General features: G+C 75.3%; 12 protein-coding genes. 6 read left to right on the forward strand and 6 right to left on the reverse strand.

Features of this window, described 5'->3' with window-relative positions:
* Positions 1-98: 98 nt before the first annotated feature.
* Positions 99-2,759, reverse strand: a complete 2,661-nt coding sequence (locus C4U44_RS08280; protein WP_103884999.1) for a sensor histidine kinase — start codon at positions 2,757-2,759, stop codon at positions 99-101.
* Between the two features lie 241 nt (positions 2,760-3,000).
* Here C4U44_RS08280 and C4U44_RS08285 point away from each other — a divergent pair, with 241 nt between their 5' ends.
* The 3 genes from C4U44_RS08285 to C4U44_RS08295 all read left to right on the forward strand — a co-directional run bounded on the left by C4U44_RS08285 (position 3,001) and on the right by C4U44_RS08295 (position 6,676).
* Entirely contained in the window at positions 3,001-4,521 is a 1,521-nt protein-coding gene (locus C4U44_RS08285) for a metallophosphoesterase family protein (protein WP_103885000.1), read from the forward strand.
* 225 nt (positions 4,522-4,746) lie between these two features.
* The gene (locus C4U44_RS08290; RefSeq protein WP_103885001.1) at positions 4,747-5,448 is read left to right on the forward strand and encodes a GOLPH3/VPS74 family protein; all 702 of its coding nucleotides are present in this window, start codon (positions 4,747-4,749) and stop codon (positions 5,446-5,448) included.
* Positions 5,449-5,533: 85 nt separating this feature from the next.
* On the forward strand, positions 5,534-6,676 hold the full coding sequence (locus tag C4U44_RS08295) for a cytochrome P450 (RefSeq protein WP_103885002.1): 1,143 nt from the start codon (positions 5,534-5,536) through the stop codon (positions 6,674-6,676).
* Between the two features lie 52 nt (positions 6,677-6,728).
* Here the strand turns inward: C4U44_RS08295 and C4U44_RS08300 are convergent, their stop codons facing one another.
* The gene (locus tag C4U44_RS08300; protein ID WP_103885003.1) at positions 6,729-7,952 is read right to left on the reverse strand and encodes an AAA family ATPase; all 1,224 of its coding nucleotides are present in this window, start codon (positions 7,950-7,952) and stop codon (positions 6,729-6,731) included.
* Positions 7,953-8,156: 204 nt separating this feature from the next.
* Between C4U44_RS08300 and lhgO the strand changes: the two genes are divergently transcribed.
* A complete protein-coding gene (gene lhgO / locus C4U44_RS08305; RefSeq protein WP_103885004.1) occupies positions 8,157-9,356 on the forward strand; it encodes an L-2-hydroxyglutarate oxidase in 1,200 nt (399 codons plus the stop codon).
* A 63-nt stretch (positions 9,357-9,419) separates the two neighbouring features.
* Here lhgO and C4U44_RS08310 read toward each other — a convergent pair whose 3' ends face one another.
* The 4 genes from C4U44_RS08310 to C4U44_RS08325 all read right to left on the reverse strand — a co-directional run bounded on the left by C4U44_RS08310 (position 9,420) and on the right by C4U44_RS08325 (position 14,063).
* Positions 9,420-11,165: an ABC-F family ATP-binding cassette domain-containing protein gene (locus tag C4U44_RS08310; protein ID WP_103885005.1), complete on the reverse strand. Its 1,746-nt coding sequence runs from the start codon at positions 11,163-11,165 to the stop codon at positions 9,420-9,422.
* 331 nt (positions 11,166-11,496) lie between these two features.
* The gene (locus C4U44_RS08315; protein WP_103885006.1) at positions 11,497-11,691 is read right to left on the reverse strand and encodes an FHA domain-containing protein; all 195 of its coding nucleotides are present in this window, start codon (positions 11,689-11,691) and stop codon (positions 11,497-11,499) included.
* Between the two features lie 198 nt (positions 11,692-11,889).
* Positions 11,890-12,687, reverse strand: a complete 798-nt coding sequence (locus C4U44_RS08320) for a maleylpyruvate isomerase N-terminal domain-containing protein (protein ID WP_103885007.1) — start codon at positions 12,685-12,687, stop codon at positions 11,890-11,892.
* Positions 12,688-12,806: 119 nt separating this feature from the next.
* The gene (locus C4U44_RS08325; RefSeq protein ID WP_103885008.1) at positions 12,807-14,063 is read right to left on the reverse strand and encodes a YbfB/YjiJ family MFS transporter; all 1,257 of its coding nucleotides are present in this window, start codon (positions 14,061-14,063) and stop codon (positions 12,807-12,809) included.
* 81 nt (positions 14,064-14,144) lie between these two features.
* On the opposite strand from C4U44_RS08325, the gene C4U44_RS08330 reads away from it, so the two are divergent.
* On the forward strand, positions 14,145-14,645 hold the full coding sequence (locus C4U44_RS08330) for an RrF2 family transcriptional regulator (RefSeq protein WP_103885009.1): 501 nt from the start codon (positions 14,145-14,147) through the stop codon (positions 14,643-14,645).
* Positions 14,646-14,895: 250 nt separating this feature from the next.
* Entirely contained in the window at positions 14,896-15,705 is an 810-nt protein-coding gene (locus C4U44_RS08335; protein ID WP_103885010.1) for a trypsin-like serine peptidase, read from the forward strand.
* Positions 15,706-15,904 lie beyond the last annotated feature (199 nt).

Genomic DNA, 15,904 nt, shown 5'->3' on the forward strand with positions numbered 1-15,904 from the left:
CGGCGGCCCGCGTTAGCGCCTTCCTGACGCGCCCACCTGCGGCCTTGACGGTGTCTTGACGCCCGTGACCGGGGCGTGATGACCCGCAGGGCGGACGGCTACTGGTAGAGCTCCGACCGGGACGGGTCGGGCTCGGGCACCGGGCCCGGTTCCGGCCCCGCCGAGGGCAGCGAGAGCACCATCGTCAGGCCGCCGCCCGGGGTGTCCTCGGGGGTCAGCGAGCCGTGCATCGCCTCGGTCAGGCCGCGGGCCAGCGCCAGGCCGAGACCGAGGCCGGTGCCGTTGTCGTGGTCGCCCATCCGCTGGAAGGGCTCGAAGGCGCGCTCCCGGTCCCGCTCGGGCAGGCCCGGGCCGCGGTCGACCACCCGCAGCTCCACCCGGTCGCCCAGGGCGCTCGCGGTCAGCACCACCGGGTGCTGGGCCGGCGCGTGCCGTACCGCGTTGGCCAGGAGGTTGGCGATGATCCGCTCCAGCAGCGGCGGATCGGCCAGCACGGCCGGGGCCCGCTCCAGGCCGTGGGTGTCGATGCCGGGGGCGTCCGCGGGCAGCGACTCCAGCGCGGCGGGCAGCACCTCCTCCAGCGCGGTGGCCCGCAGCCGCAGCCGCAGGGCGCCCGCCTGGAGCCTGCTCATGTCCAGTAGGTTGTCCACCAGCCGGCTCAGCCGCGCCAGCGACTCCTCCGCGGTGGCCAGCAGCTCCTCGCGGTCCTCGGCGGAGAACTCCACGTCCTGGCTGCGCAGCGAGCTGACCGCGGCCCAGCCCACCGCCAGCGGGGTGCGCAGGTCGTGGCTGACCGCGGCCAGCAGCGCGGTGCGCATCCGGTCGGCCGCCTTCACCGGCTCCACCTCGGCGGCGACCTCGGCGAGCCTGGCCCGCTCGGCGGCCCCCGAGACGTGCGCGGCGAACGCGGCCAGCACCCGCTGGTCCGACGCGGACAGCGAACGGCCGCGCAGCACCAGCACCATCCCGTCGCCCGCCGGCACCCGGACCTCGCTCGTCCCGCCGGGGCCTTCGGGGCCTTCGGGGCCGGCATCGGAGGCGGCGCCCGGTTCCGGCGGACCCGGATCCGCCGCGACCAGCTCCGCGCTGTCCATGCCGAACGTCTCCCGCGCCCGGTCCAGCAGCGCCGGCAGCGCGTCGCCGCCCCGGACGATGCTGCCCGCCAGGGACGACAGCGTCTCGGCCTCGGCGGTGGCCCGGGCCGCGCGCCGGGACAGCCGGAGCGAGCGGTCCACGACGGCCGCCACCGTGCCGGCCACGACCACGAACACCGCCAGCGCCAGGATGTTGTTGGGCTCGGCAATGGTGAACTTCCCGACCGGCGGGATGAAGTAGTAGTTCAGCAGCAGCGACGCCGTCACCGACGCCACCACCGCGGAGACCACCCCGCCGAAGCACGCGACACCGACCACCGCGAGCAGGAACAGCAGCGCCTCGCTGGTCAGGTTGAGGCTGCCGCGGCTGTTGGCGAGCACCGCGGTGAGCGCCACCGGCAGCACCAGCCCGCTCACCGGGCCGGCGACCAGCCGCCACGTGGTGAGCGTGCGGCGCCGCGACGGCAGCAGCCGGCCGTGCCCGGCCCGCTCGTGCGTGACCATGTGCACGTCGATGTCGGCCGAACTGCCCACCGTGGTCTCGCCGATGCCCCGCCCGGTCAGCAGCCGCTCCCACCGCCGGCGGCTGCTGGTGCCCAGCACCAGCTGGGTCGCGCCCACCCCGCGGGCGAACTCCAGCAGCGCGCCGGACACGTCGTCGCCGACCACCGAGTGGTAGCTGCCGCCCAGGCTCTCCACGAGCTGCCGCTGCCGGGCCAGCGCGGCCGGCGACGCGCCCACCGCGAGCCCGTCGCTGCGCGCCACGTGCACCGCGAGCAGGTCCCGGCCGCCGTCGATGCCGGGCGAACCCCCGCCGGCGGACCGGTCGGCGATCCGGGCCGCCCGGCGGATCAGCGTCTCGCCCTCCGGGCCGCCGGTCAGCGCCACCACCACGCGTTCCTTGGTCTCCCAGACCCGCCCTATGCCGTGCTCGCTGCGGTAGCGGTGCAGCGCCTCGTCGACCCGCCCGGCCACCCACAGCAGTGCCAGCTCCCGCAGCGCGGTCAGGTTGCCGATCCGGAAGTAGTTGGCGAGGGCCGCGTCGACCTTCTCCGCGCTGTAGACGTTGCCGTGCGCCATCCGGCGGCGCAGGGCCTCCGCCGGCATGTCCACCAGCTCGATCTGGTCGGCGCGCCGCACCATCTCGTCGGGTACGGTCTCGCGCTGCGGCACCTCCGTGATCTTCTCGACCACGTCGTTGACGGACTCCAGGTGCTGGATGTTGACGGTGGTGACCACGTCGATACCCGCGGCGAGCAGCGTCTCCACGTCCTGCCAGCGCTTGGCGTTGCGCATGCCGGGCGGGTTGGAGTGCGGCAACTCGTCCACCAGCGCGACCTCGGGGCGGCGGGCGAGCACCGCCTCCAGGTCCATCTCGCTGACCACGGTGCCGCGGTACTCCCGCTCCAGCCGGGGCACCACTTCGAGGCCGTCGACCAGCGCCAGGGTGTGCCGCCTGCGGTGGCACTCCACCAGCGCGACCACCACGTCCGTGCCGCGCTCGGCGCGGCGGTGGCCCTCGTCCAGCATCCGGTAGGTCTTGCCGACGCCGGGCGCCGCGCCGAGGAACACTTTCAGCACTCCGCGGCGGCCCTGCCGCCGTTCCCGTTCCCAGAGGTCGGACGGGGTGGGTGACGGCAGCCGGCCGTCCGTGGCGTCGGGCATGGACACGTCTCCAGGTGCCGGGCAGCGGGCATCGGGCCCGGTCAGGCTGGTTGCCGGGATCATCGTCCCCACGCAAGCCGACGGGGTGGCCCGCGGCCAGATCGTTGACGTTTTCCTGGCACCGGAGCCCGGAATCTTGACGCGCCGTTGACGCCGCACCCGGACCCGCCGGGTGGTACGGGCCGGGCGTGGAGCCGGAGTTGAGGCGACGGCCGGGGGCCACAGTTGTTACTCTGCGTCGATGTCCGCCTCCTCGCGTGAATCGCTGGCCGGTGCCGGCTGGCAGGATCAGGAACCCGGCGCCTACCGGGAGTTGATGCCGCCCAAGGTCGTCAAGCTGTCGTGGCTGGACCCGTCCACCCTGTGGCGGGCCCGCAACGGCCCGCTCGCCTCGATGTTCGGCGACCCCACCGGCACCGACCGGCAGCGCTGGGTCCGGGCCCAGGTCGCGCGCGGGGACGCCGAAGAGGACCTGGTGATCACCCGCACCGACCCGGACACCTTCTCCTTCATGCTGCTCGGCGACACCGGCGAGGGCGACGGCCCGCAGTACGCGGTGGTGCCCGGATTGCTCGAGGCCGGTGCCGGCACCCGCTTCGCGGTGGTGTGCAGCGATGTGCTGTACCCGGTCGGCAGCGGCAACGAGTACCCCACGAAGTTCTTCCGCCCCTACCGCGACTACGCCGCGCCGATCTACGCGATACCCGGCAACCACGACTGGTACGACGGCCTGACCGGCTTCATGCGGGTCTTCTGCCGCGCCCCCGCCCTGCCGCCCGCCGCCCGGCCCCGGCCGCTGTCGCGCGCCTGGTGGCGCGGCCTGCTGTGGGCCCGGCCCGACACCCCCGACGACGCGCTCATCGACGAGGCCAGGACGCTGCGCTCCGCCCCCGAACAGGCCGCGTCGCAGCCGGGCCCGTACTGGGCGATGGACGCCGGGCCGATCCGGATCATCGGCATCGACACGGGGCTGCTCGGCGACATCGACCGGGAGCAGGGGGAGTGGCTGCGCCGGGTCGCACGCGGCCCGCGGCCGAAGATCCTGGTCACCGGCTCGCCGATCTACGTCGACGGCGAGCACCACCCGTGCGCGATAGGTGGCGGCGGGACGGTGGACGACATCGTCCGCGACCCCGCGCACCACTTCGTCGCCGCGATCGGCGGCGACATCCACAACTACCAGCACTATCCGGTCGACGTGGACGGCCGCCGGATCGAGTACGTCGTCTCCGGCGGCGGCGGGGCGTTCATGCACGCCACCCACACCATCCCGCGGGTCGGGGTCGGCGGTGTCACCGAGGACGACTTCCGCTGCTACCCGATGCGCGGCGACTCGCTCGCCTTCTACAGCCGGCTCTACGGCCGCCGGCTGCGGCTGCGCCGGCTGTTCGACCTCACCCCGGACCAGGCGGCCGCGGTGGTCGCGGCCCGGCTCGGCATCACCCCGGTCCGCGCCTCGGCGGACTCGGAGGGCAAGGTCACGCTGCGCGCCCGCTTCGTCGCGTCGATGCTGGGCGTCGCGACCCGCCCGCACCGCCGCCGCCGCGTGCGGCTGCCGGTCCGGCACGCCCTCACGCAGGTGCTCTCCCCGGGCTCGGCCACCTACAGCCCGCCCTTCTTCAAGAACTTCCTGCGGCTGGACGTCGGCCCCGAGGCGATCCGGATCCGCTGCTACGCCGCCACCGGCCTGCGCGCCCAGGAGGTGGATCCGCCGGTGGAGGACGACTTCACGATCCCGTTGCGGCCCGGGGACGGCGGTTGATCCGCGCCGGGCGCCTGACCCGTGTCCGGCGCCAGATCCCCGGCGGGCGGGGCGCCCGGGCATCCCGTGACGCCCGCCCGGCCGCGGTGCCGCCGGGTCGGGCCGCAGGCCGGGGGACCGCCGGGTCGAGCGCCCGGCCGGTCCGCGGGGAGGGATAATCGGCCGGGTGAGCCGGCGGAGGGACCACCCGACACCGGCTGCCGTGCCCTCAGCGGGGAGCCTGCCATGACCACAGCGCGAGATCTTCTGACCGTCACCATGGACATGCCGTCCAGCCGGACCGTGGAGCGGGGCGACCTCTCGCTGGCGCTCGCCGGCGCCGAACTGGCCGACCTGCTGAGGGCGGGCGCGGCCGACGTGGACCGGGGCCGGATCGTGCCGGGCCCGCGCTCCCCGCACGACGACCGGCTGCTGGGCGAGGCGGCGACGGCGATGTCCCGCACCCTGCCGTTCGAGACGGTCGACGACTGGCTGTGGCGCCGGGGCCGCGGGCTGCCCGCGGCGTACCTGGCCGCGCTCACCGACGAGGGCCGGCTCGCCCGGCAGCGGGAGCGGCGCTGGCTGGTCTTCGGCAGCAGCCGGATGGTGCTGCTCGACTCCGCGGACCGGCAACGCGCCGCCCACCGCTGGGCGGCCGAGGAACCGGTGCTGGTCGCCCTCGCCACCACCATCGGCGTCGCCGGGCACCGGCCCGAGCCCGCGCCACCGGACACGTCGGTCGAGGCCCGCCCGGACCTGCGCCCGCACCTCCCCCCGGAACTCCCGTCCGCGCTGCCGCCCGACCTCGCCGCGGAACTGCCGGACCCGGCCGTCGAGGCGGTGCTCTCCGCCGTGGTCCACGCCGTCGCCGAACTGTCCGAGGAGCGCCGCCGCCGTGCCAACCGCCTCAAGGACGCGCATGCCACGACGCTGCGCCGCGGCTACTGACCCGACGCCCGCCGCCTGCCGCCCCGGAGGTGGCGGCGCCGGGGCACCCTGAGGGCGGCGCGGCAGGTGCGCATAGGGTCGGGGCATGGTCACCCTTGCCGAACTCGCCGACGATCCGCACGCCCACCTGGCGGAACTGCGCGCGCAGGGGCCCGTGGTGTGGCTGCCCGCGCTCGGCGGGTGGATGGTGACGGGGCGGGCGACGGCCCTCGAAGTGATGCGCGACGCGGCCGCCTTCACCGTCGACGATCCCCGGTTCACCACCGCGCGGGTGGTCGGCGCGAGCATGCTCTCCCTGGACGGGCCCGCGCACGCGCGGCACCGCGAGCCCTTCGTCGAGCCGTTCAAGCCGCGGGCGGTGCACGCGGCGTTCGGGGAGACCGTGCGGCGCGAGGCGGACCGGCTGCTGGACGGGCTGGTGCCGCGGGGCGCCGCCGAGTTGCGCCGCGACTTCGCCGGGCCGCTGGCGGCGGTGGTGATGGCCGAGGTGCTCGGTCTGACCGGCACCCCCGTCGCCGCGATCCTGGCCTGGTACGACGCGATCGTGCGGGCCGTCGACCGGCTGACCCACGGCGACGACGCGGGGACCGAGGGCCCGGCGGCGTACGCGGCGCTGCGCGAGGCGGTCGCCGGCACCCTCGACGCGGGCCACGCCGACTCGCTCCTGGTCCGCGCCGCCGCCGACGGCCGCCTCGGCCCGCCCGAACTGGCCTCCAACGCCGCCGTGTTGCTTTTCGGCGGCATCGAGACCACCGAGGCGATGATCGCCAACGCGCTGCTGCACGTGCTGCGCGAGCTGGGCCTGCCCGCCCGACTCCTCGCGGACGCCGACCTGCTGGACAACGCCATCGAGGAGTCCCTGCGCCTGGAGCCCGGCGCCGCCGTGGTTGACCGCTACGCCACCCGCGACGTCGACCTCGCGGGCGTACGGGTCGGCGCGGGCGACCTGGTCACCGTCTCGCTGGCCGGCGCCAACCGCGACCCCGGGGTCTTCCCCGACCCGGACCGCTTCGACGTCCACCGTCCCAACGCCCGGCTCCAGTTGGCGTTCGCCCACGGCCCGCACTACTGCGTCGGCGCCCACCTGGCCCGCCTCGAAGCCCGCACCGCGCTGCGCGCCTGCTTCGAGCGGCTGCCCGGACTCCGGCTCGACCCGGATCTGCCGAGCGCGCCGCGCGGCCTCGTCTTCCGCAAACCGCCCGCTCTGGCGGTGCGTTGGCAGGGCTGATGCCCTGACGGCCCGACGCGGGCGGGCCCCGCCCGCCGGGCGGGAGCCGGGGTCAGCGCTGTGCCGCCCGCGGCGCGTCGTCGGAGTCCGCGGCCAGCGCCGGGCGCGGGACCAGCCCATCGGTGCGCAGCAGGTGCCCGGCCGTGTCGAGCCCGGCGCGCAGCGCGAACGCGGCCGGCTCGTCGAGCACGCCGATCACCGAACGCCCGTCCTCCGCGCGGACCGCGCGCACGCTTCCGGCGTCCACCTCCTCGTGGTCGAGCAGGTCGGGGCTGTGGCTGGTGACCAGGACCTGGCGCCGGTCGGCCGCGTCCCGCAGCGCCTCCCTCACCACCGCGGCGGCCGCCGGGTGGAGGGCTGTCTCCGGCTCCTCGATCGCGACGGGGCCGTAGCGTCCGCCGGCGGGGGCGAAGAGCGCGAGCAGGACGCCCAAGGCGCGCAGCGTGCCGTCCGACACCGACGGCGCGGTGAACTTCCACGGGTGGGCCGCACCGGCGGTGTCCTGGGCGAACTCCACCGTCTCGGCGCCGTCCAGCACCCGGCGGCGGGTGCCGCGCAGGCCGGGCACGATCCGCTGCAGGTAGCCGTCGAGGCGGCGCCGGTCCGCGCCGTCGGCGACCCGCCCGAGGCGGTGCAGCACCGCGCCGGCGTTCGTGCCGTCGCGCAGCAGGGCCCGGCCGTCGCGCGGTGGCGCGAGCCCCCGCATGGCCGCCGGGTCGAGGCTGAACGCGCGGAAGCCCGCCAGCCCCGCGTGCACCCCGGCGAACGACTTGTGCCGCCCCAAGTCCGCGAGCAGCAGCCGCCCGGGGGCGGGCGCCGGCACCTTGCGCTCGGTACTGGCGGTCAGTTCGCCGTCCTCCACCCGGAACGCCGACCGCACCCCGCCGGCGGTCACCTCGCAGCGCTCCCGCACGATCCGGAACGACCCGCTGCCGCCCTTGCCCGCGATCTGCACGCCGTACGTGCCGGTGACGGCGCCGGAACCGGGGCCGCGTTCCCCGCCCGGGCCCTCGAAGGACAGCCGCACGGAGAAGCGGTCCGGATGACCGGGCGCCCGGCGCCGCACCTGCGCCGCGCCGCCCCGCTCGCGCAGCGCCTCCTCCAGCGACCCGCCGATCCCCTCGGAGACCAGGCGCAGGGCGTCCAGGAAGTTGCTCTTCCCCGCGCCGTTCGGGCCGACGAGGAAGACCAGGTCCTCCAGGCGCACATCTGCTTCGGCGAAGCTGCGGTATTGCTTGAGCCGGACACGCGTGACACGGAAGTGGCTGGGCTCCATCGCCTCAGTCTGGCAGCAACCCGCCGCCGGAGGGAGATGACCAGGCCGGTGGACCGCCCGGTTGCGCGGTGGCCGCCGTCCCCGGAAGGAGCCCCACCCGGCCGGGTCGGCAGGCCACCGCGTGTCCGGACGGCCGGCCGCTCCCGGCGCCGCTTCTATGCTCGGAGGGCCGGAGGCGGTCCGACGGAGGAAGGGAGGGCGCCCATGGATGCGAGCAAGCCCGTGGGGGTGGTGGGGGCGGGCCTGATCGGCCTGGCCGTGGCCCGCCGGCTCGCGCTGCGCGGCGAGGAGGTGGTCGTCTTCGACAAGGAGGACGACGTCGCCGTCCACCAGTCGGGGCACAACTCCGGTGTCGTCCACTCCGGCCTGTACTACCCGCCCGGGTCGCTCAAGGCCACGCTGTGCCGGCGCGGGGTGGGCCTGCTCAAGGACTTCTGCGCGGAGCACGACCTGCCCTACCGCGAGATCGGCAAGGTGGTCGTCGCGCGCTCGCCGGTCGAGGTGGAGCGGCTGGGCGTGCTGGAGCAGCGGGCCCGGGCCAACGGCGTGCCCGGCGTGCGCCGCCTCGACCCCGCGGCGCTGCGCGAGATCGAGCCCGAGGTGCGGGGGCTGGCCGCGCTGCACTCCCCGACCACCGCGATCGTGGACTTCCGCGGAGTGGCCCGCGCGATGGCGGAAGAGATCACCGCGGCGGGCGGCCGGGTGCTGCTCGGCCACGAGGTGACCGCGATCCGGCCCGGCCCGCGCGGCGGCACCACCGTGAACTGCGGCGGGCAGGAGTACGCGCTGCGCGGCGCGGTGATCTGCGCGGGGCTCCAGTCCGACACCGTGGCCGGGCTCGCGGGCGACAGCCCCTCGCCCGCGATCGTCGCCTTCCGCGGCGAGTACTACCGGCTGCGGCCCGAACGGGCCGGTCTGGTCCGCGGGTTGGTGTACCCGGTGCCGGACCCGGCCTACCCGTTCCTCGGCGTGCACCTCACGCCCCGCGTGGACGGGACCGTCGACGTCGGCCCCAACGCCGTGCTCGCGCTGGCCCGCGAGGGATACCGGCGCCGGGACGTGCACCCGCGCGAACTCGCCCGGGCGCTGGCCTGGCCCGGTACCCGCCGGCTGGTCCGCAGGCACTGGCGGACCGGCCTGCGCGAGCTGCGCGGCTCGCTGTCCCGGCGCGCGTTCGCCGCCGAGGCCGCCCGCTACGTGCCCGCCCTGACCGCCGCCGACCTCGTGCCCGCGCCGGCCGGTGTCCGCGCGCAGGCCCTGGACGAACGGGGCGCCCTGGTCGACGACTTCCGGATCTCCGTGCTGGGACCGGTCACCGCCGTACGCAACGCCCCGTCGCCCGCCGCCACTTCCTGCCTGGCCATCGCCGAACACGTCACGGACCGGCTCGACCTCAGCACCTGAGCCCGCCTCCGCCGCCGACTGCCTTTTGACAACGGTCCGTTGTGGGCCGCCACCCGGCGCCGGTCACACCTCGGGTGCGCCGATCTCGGTCAACTCGCCGCCGGCCAGCCGCAGCCAGCGGTCCACGCCGATCCGGGCCAGGAACCGCTCGTCATGGCTGACGACCACGAAGGCGCCCTGGTACGCCGCCAGCGCGCTCTCCAGCTGGCCGGCGCTGACCAGGTCGAGGTTGTTGGTCGGCTCGTCCAGGAGCAGCAGTTGCGGGGCCGGTTCCGCGCACAGCACGCAGGCGAGGGTGGCGCGCAGCCGCTCGCCGCCGGAGAGCACCCCGGCGGGCAGGTGGGCGCGGGCGCCGCGGAAGAGGAAGCGGGCGAGCAGGTTCATCCGGTCCGCCTCCGCACGGTGCGGGGCGAACGCGGCGAAGTTCTCGGCCACCGTGCGATCCAGATCGAGCAGGTCCAGCCGCTGGGAGAGGTAGGCGATCCCCCCGTCGGCACGCCTGATCGTCCCGCCGTCCCCGCCCTCGCCGCCGCTGTCCCCGCCCGACGCCGGCCCCGCCGCGGTTCCGTGCGCGCTGCCGGTGGCGTCGCCGGCTTCGGTGGCATCAGGGGCATCGGCGGCGGACCCGGTGCCGAGGTCGCCGTGGATCAGCCGCAGCAGCGTGGTCTTGCCCGCGCCGTTGGGGCCGGTCAGCGCGATGCGCTCCGGGCCGCGGATCGTCAGGTCGACGCCCGGCCCCGGGAAGACCTCCCGGTCGCCCAGCCGTACCCGCATCCCCTCGCCGAGGAAGACGGTGCGTCCGGCGGGGACCCCGGTGTCCGGCAGTTCCAGGGTGATGCGCTGCTCGTCGCGCAGGGCGCGCCCGGCGTCGTCGAGCCGGGATCGGGCCTCGCCGACCCGGGCCGCGTGCGTCTGGCCCGCGCGGCCCGCGGACTCCTGGGCGCCGCGCTTCATATTGCCGGCGAAGATGCGCGGCAGGCCCGCGCTCTTGAGGTTGCGGGCCGCGTTGCTCGCTCGGCGCTCGGCGCGCTCGCGGGCCTGCTGCATCTCGCGCTTCTCCCGCTTCAACTCCTGTTCCGCGTTGCGCACGTTCTTCTCGGCGACCTCCTGCTCGGCCCGCACCGCCTCCTCGAACTGCGTGAAGTTGCCGCCGTGGAAGCGGAGTTCACCGCGATCGAGTTCGGCGATGCGCTCCATGCGGTCCAGGAGTGCCCGGTCGTGGCTGACCAGCAGCAGGCAGCCGTTCCACTCCTCCAGCACGTCGTAGAGCTGGTGGCGGGCGTCGAGATCGAGATTGTTGGTGGGCTCGTCGAGCAGCAGCACGTCGGGCCGCTTCAGCAACTGCGCGGCCAGACCCAGCGAGACCACCTGGCCGCCGCTGAGGGTGCTCAGCGTCCGGTCGAGCGCGAGGCCGGCCAGACCGAGCCGGTCGAGCTGGGCGCGGGTGCGCTCCTCGACGTCCCAGTCGTCGCCGATGGTGGTGAAGTGCTCCTCGCTCACGTCCCCGGACTCGACCGCGTCCAGGGCGCGGATCACCGCGGCGACGCCGAGCACCTCGGCCACCGTGAGGTCGCCGGTCAGGGGGAGGGTCTGCGGAAGGTAGCCGAGCGTGCCGTTGACGGCCACCGCTCCGCCGGTGGGCGCCAACTCGCCCGCGAGCAGCCGCAGCAGCGTGCTCTTGCCGGCGCCGTTGGGCGCGACCAGGCCGGTCCGGCCCGCCCCCACGGAGAAGGTCAGGCCCTCGAAGACAGGTGTGTCGTCGGGCCAGGAGAAGGACAGGTTGGTGCAGACGACGTTGACGTCGGACATGGCGGGGACCTCGGGAACGGAAGAGGGCAGCGCGGACAGCTCTGCCCTGAGGGGCATGGGAACGAGGGAACGACGACACCGCGACCGCCACGGCGGCTGCGTTCGTACGCGCCTGCCGGTGGCCGGTCAGCTCCGGGTCTCACCCGGAGATGTCGTCGTCACCTGCCATGCCTGGTCTCCTCGCGTGATGGGGGCGGCCGATCGTCCCGCGTAAGGAGCCTGCCCCGCTCGAGTTTAGCAGCGGCGGTGTCGCGGCGATCCGTGCGCCGCGTGCCGCGGTGTCCTGCCGGGCGCCGTCCGACGCGGTGCCCGGGGGCCGGACCCGCCTCGTTCAGAGGCCCAGGTCCAGGACGCCGAAGGACGAGGAGACCCACGACGCCTCGGCGGAGTACTGGCCCGCCGCGGGGTTCTGCGACTCCGACGGGGTCTCCATGACCATGTCCTCGACGCGGATGCGCGCCGGCAGCCTGCCGAACCGCGCCTGCCGTGCCGCCGCCGCGCTGTCCTGGATGCGAATGCTTTCCATGGTCGACCTCCGCTCGGTCGGTGACGGCCCTCTCGCCGTACCGCTCTGGCTCTGACACGACATACGTTCGCACCCCTTGCGTCACCTGTCAAGATGGTGACGCAAGGGGAATCGAGGACGGATGCGAGCGGGTGGCCGTTCGGTCGCCGGGGCCCTACGCCCCGGGGGCGGGGGAGGGGGCGGGCCGTCGCGTGCTGCTCACTCCGGTTCCCATGCCACGAGCCGGTCGAACACGCGCCGGTCGCCGTCGAGCGCGGGGACGTCCACCGGGAGGCGGCCGTACATGGTCATGAGCAGCTCGTGGGCCGTCCCGCGGGCGGAGGCGTCGGGCGTACCCGGTTCGGCGCCGGACGCGGACGCGGACGCGGCGCCGGGTGCGGGGAGGCGGGCGGCCTGTGCGCCCTCGGCGGAGAGCCGGAGGCGCCAGCTGCGGCCCTCGGTGGCGTGGTAGTCGACGGTCGCCGGCGCGTGCGGCCAGGCGACCGTCGTCGCGACACAGGTGGACAGGAACTCGTCGACGCCGTCGAGTGCCACCTCCTGCGGCAGCGACTGCGGTGCGCCGATGGTGAGTTGGGCGTCGTAGGTGTGCAGCGCGATCTCGTAGAGCTGGTGCCGGGCGACGGCGCCGCAGTTCTGCGGTGACTGCGAGGTGCCCCACCACGTCCAGCAGCCGCGATCCGGGCCGGACTCCCGCAGCGCGTCGAGGAGTTGCTCCGTGGACGCGGCCAGCCAGGCCACCTGGGCCGCGCGCTCCCGGGGTACGGGCGGCGCACCCTGCGGGACGGCCTTGGAGGTGGCGGTCGGCCCGGCGGCGACGGTCGCGGCCCAGGCCCGGCGCCCCTCGCCCAGGTGCCGCACCAGGTCGAACAGCGTCCACTCGGGGCAGGTCGGCACCTGCGCGTCGAGGTCGGGCGCGGCGGCGACCGCGGCACGGAAGGCGGTCGAGCGCTCGTCGATCAGCCGCAGCAGGTCGGGGAAGTCGGGAGTCGTTTGCACCCCGGCTGTCTATCACCGGGCTCCCGTCGGGGGACAGCGATTTCCGCAGCTCACCCGGTACCCGCGGGCCGCGCGCCGCGGGCGCCCGCGCGGTCCGCCCGGCCCCAACCCGCCCCGTCCTACGTCGCTTTCGCCCGTGCGGCTTCCGCTGCCGTCGCTTCCTGCACCGGACGGGTGGCGTGCGGGCGGCGGTGGTGGCGGTGCGGCTCGCCGTGGTGAGGGAAGCGGACCCGCAGGAGAGCCGCGCCGGCGCCGGCGAGCAGCACGAGACCGGCGCCGATCAGCAGCGCGGTGTGGTAGCCGCTGCCGAGCGTCGGCGCCACGACCTGCGGGCCGACCACCTGTCCGACGCCGTACCCCGTGGTGAGGATCGCGATGGCGCGCGGCACCCGGAGGTGGCGGCCGGTGGCGAGGGAGAGCGTGGTGATGCCCACGAAGGTGGCCCCGAAGAGCAGCGCGGAGACCACCGCGGCCGGTGCGGCCGCGGTCAGGGCGGGCAGGGCGATGCCGACCGCCTGGAGGACGAGTGCCCCGGTGATCAGGGTCGGCCGCGACATGCGGGTGCTGAGCCAGGTCCACGCCGCGCAGGACGGGACGGCGGCGACGCCGACGAGCGTCCACACGCTGCTGGACAGCCAGCCGGGGCCGGACGCGGTGACGGCCGCGACGAGGAAGGTGCCGGCGATGATGTAGCCGGCTCCTTCCAGGAAGTACGAGGCCGCCAGCACGGCGAACCAGCGGTGGTGCCGCGGTCCGTCCGGTGTCCTGGTCGCCGCGGGCGCGGGAGCCCGCCCGGCCGACGGCTCGCCGACGGACCAGCCGAGCGCGAGCAGCAGCGCGGTGAGGCCCGCCGCGGACCACCAGGCCGCCTGCCAGTCGCCGATCGAGCGGATGACGGCGATCAGCACCCCGGACGCGGCGATGCCCGCGCCCACCCCGCCGTACGCCCAGCCGACGACGTGCGCGCGGGCGCCGGCCAGCCGGGTGAGGATCGTGTTCCCCGCCACCATGAACACCACCGCGCTCGCCAGGCCGGCGATCCCGCGGATCGCGACCCATGCCGCCAGGTCGTGGGTCAGCGGCATCGCCGCCAGCGAGGCGACCAGGACGACGCCGGAGACCCGGGAGGCGAGCCGGGTGCGGCTGAGCGACGGCACCGCGACGCCGAGGAGGGCCCCCAGCAGGTAGCCGAGGTAGTTGCTCGTGGCGAGCGTGCTCGCCTGGGACGGCAGCAGATGGGCCTGCGCCTCCATCAGCGGCAGGACCGGGGTGAACACGAACCGCCCCACGCCCATCGCCGCGGCCAGTGCCGCGCCGGTCTGCGCGACGACGGACCACCCGGTGCGTGCGGACACGCTCGCCGGCGTGTCGGCCATGGCGCCTCCTTTATCGTGGACATTCGTGGTCGATAATCGAACCGAGCATAACAGGGACGTCGAAGGTCTATGATTGGCCTCATGGAGATGCCTCAGACGGTCGAGTGGGCGCTGCACTGCTGCTGGCTCCTCGCGCAGAGCGACGGCGAGAGCCCCGTTCCGAGGCGTCGCATCGCGGAGTTCTTCGACCTGCCCGAGCCCTACCTGGCCAAGGCGCTCAAGCAGTTGGTCGCCGCGGGGATCCTCACCTCGGTCCCGGGGGTGAGCGGCGGGTACCGCCTGGCCCGGCCGGCGGACCGCATCACGGCACTCGAGGTCGTCCAGGCGATGAGGTCCGAGGCGACCATGTTCCGCTGCACCGAGATCCGGCAGCAGGGTCCGGTCGGCCTCACCGCGCAGCAGTGCACCAGGCCGTGCGGCATCGCCAAGGTGATGCACCAGGCCGAACTCGCCTGGCGCGCCGAGCTGGCCAGGACCACCATCGCCGGCCTCGTCGAGAACGCGCCCGGCGTCTCGGAACGCCGCGCGGCGAAGTGGCTCGGCCCCCAGTCGCGTCTCCGGCGCGGGACGCCCACGACCTGAGTTCGGCGGCACTGAGCCCGTCCGTCCCGTTCGGACCGTCCGGCGTCCGGAGGACCCGGCACCCGCTGACATCCCCGGAAGGCCCCGGTGCCTCCTCAGGCCCCGGGATGCCGTCCGCGCCCGCCGCGGAAGATCCAACACCCCTGTTCCACCAGGCGATTGCGGGGTAGCGTTCCCGGTCGTGTCACGGCAGCGGCGGCCCGGCAGTCCGGGGCCGGTGCGGCCGGCCGTTCGAGCGAAGGGGCCACACATGGTCAGGTTCTCCCGCGCGCGGGTGCTCACCGTGCTCGCGACCGCGCTGGCGGCGGTGGGGGTGCTGTCCGCCGGCCCCGCGCTGGCCGACCCACCCGCGCCACCCGGGACTCCCACGGCGACGGCCTTCGACGGCACGTCCACCGTGGGCCCGCTCTTCCGCAACGGACTTGCCCAGAACCACGGTTGCACCGCCAGCGTGGTGGCGAGCCCCCGCCACGACCTCCTCCTGACCGCCGCGCACTGCGTCTCGGGAACCGCGGCCGGCTGGCAGTTCGCCCCCGGCTACCGCGCGGGTCAAACGCCTTACGGGGTATGGACGGTGACCCACGCCTACGTCGACCCCCGGTGGAGCAGCAGCCAGGACCCGCGGTACGACTACGCGGTCCTGCAGGTCGCCGACCGGTCAACGGGCCACCGTACGAACGCGATCCAGGACGTGACCGGGGCCGAGGTCCTCGGCACCGCGCCGCGCGCCGGCCAGGCCGTCACCGACGTCGCCTACAACGCCGGCATCGACGACCTCCCGATCCACTGCGCCACCACGGTCACGTACACGGACGGGTCCCCCGGCTTCAACTGCCATGGCTACGTGGGCGGCAGCAGCGGCAGCCCCTGGCTGTCGACGGTGCCCGGCACCCACCGGACCGAGGTGGTCGGCGTCATCGGCGGCCTGCACCAGGGCGGTTGCTACGAGTACACCTCCTACTCCTCGCCCTTCACCGTGCAGGCGGAGACGCTGATCCTCCGCGCGACGCTGGGGCTGCACCCCGATGTGGTGCCGGCCGCGGGCAGCGACGGCTGCTGACGCGTCGCCCACCCCGGCGCCCGATCCGATCCGGGCCGGGCCGGGGGACAGGCGGGTGCCCGGCCGCGGGTCGTGCGGCCGGACACCGCCGGCACCGGGCACCGCCGGCACCGGACACCGCCGGCACCGGGCGCCGCCGTCACCGGCGCCGGGCCGGAAGCGGGTGCCGTCCCGGCGCCACCGCTTCGGACCGTGGGCC

The organism is Actinacidiphila yanglinensis (assembly GCF_900107965.1).
GTDB classification, from domain to species: domain Bacteria; phylum Actinomycetota; class Actinomycetes; order Streptomycetales; family Streptomycetaceae; genus Actinacidiphila; species Actinacidiphila yanglinensis.

Bases quoted from the DNA above. Each gene is read 5' to 3' on its own strand.
- C4U44_RS08280 (WP_103884999.1), bottom strand. From the start codon at position 2,759: ATGCCCGACGCCACGGACGGCCGGCTGCCGTCACCCACCCCGTCCGAC.
- C4U44_RS08285 (WP_103885000.1), top strand. From the start codon at position 3,001: ATGTCCGCCTCCTCGCGTGAATCGCTGGCCGGTGCCGGCTGGCAGGAT.
- C4U44_RS08290 (WP_103885001.1), top strand. From the start codon at position 4,747: ATGACCACAGCGCGAGATCTTCTGACCGTCACCATGGACATGCCGTCC.
- C4U44_RS08295 (WP_103885002.1), top strand. From the start codon at position 5,534: ATGGTCACCCTTGCCGAACTCGCCGACGATCCGCACGCCCACCTGGCG.
- C4U44_RS08300 (WP_103885003.1), bottom strand. From the start codon at position 7,952: ATGGAGCCCAGCCACTTCCGTGTCACGCGTGTCCGGCTCAAGCAATAC.
- lhgO (WP_103885004.1), top strand. From the start codon at position 8,157: ATGGATGCGAGCAAGCCCGTGGGGGTGGTGGGGGCGGGCCTGATCGGC.
- C4U44_RS08310 (WP_103885005.1), bottom strand. From the start codon at position 11,165: ATGTCCGACGTCAACGTCGTCTGCACCAACCTGTCCTTCTCCTGGCCC.
- C4U44_RS08315 (WP_103885006.1), bottom strand. From the start codon at position 11,691: ATGGAAAGCATTCGCATCCAGGACAGCGCGGCGGCGGCACGGCAGGCG.
- C4U44_RS08325 (WP_103885008.1), bottom strand. From the start codon at position 14,063: ATGGCCGACACGCCGGCGAGCGTGTCCGCACGCACCGGGTGGTCCGTC.
- C4U44_RS08330 (WP_103885009.1), top strand. From the start codon at position 14,145: ATGGAGATGCCTCAGACGGTCGAGTGGGCGCTGCACTGCTGCTGGCTC.
- C4U44_RS08335 (WP_103885010.1), top strand. From the start codon at position 14,896: ATGGTCAGGTTCTCCCGCGCGCGGGTGCTCACCGTGCTCGCGACCGCG.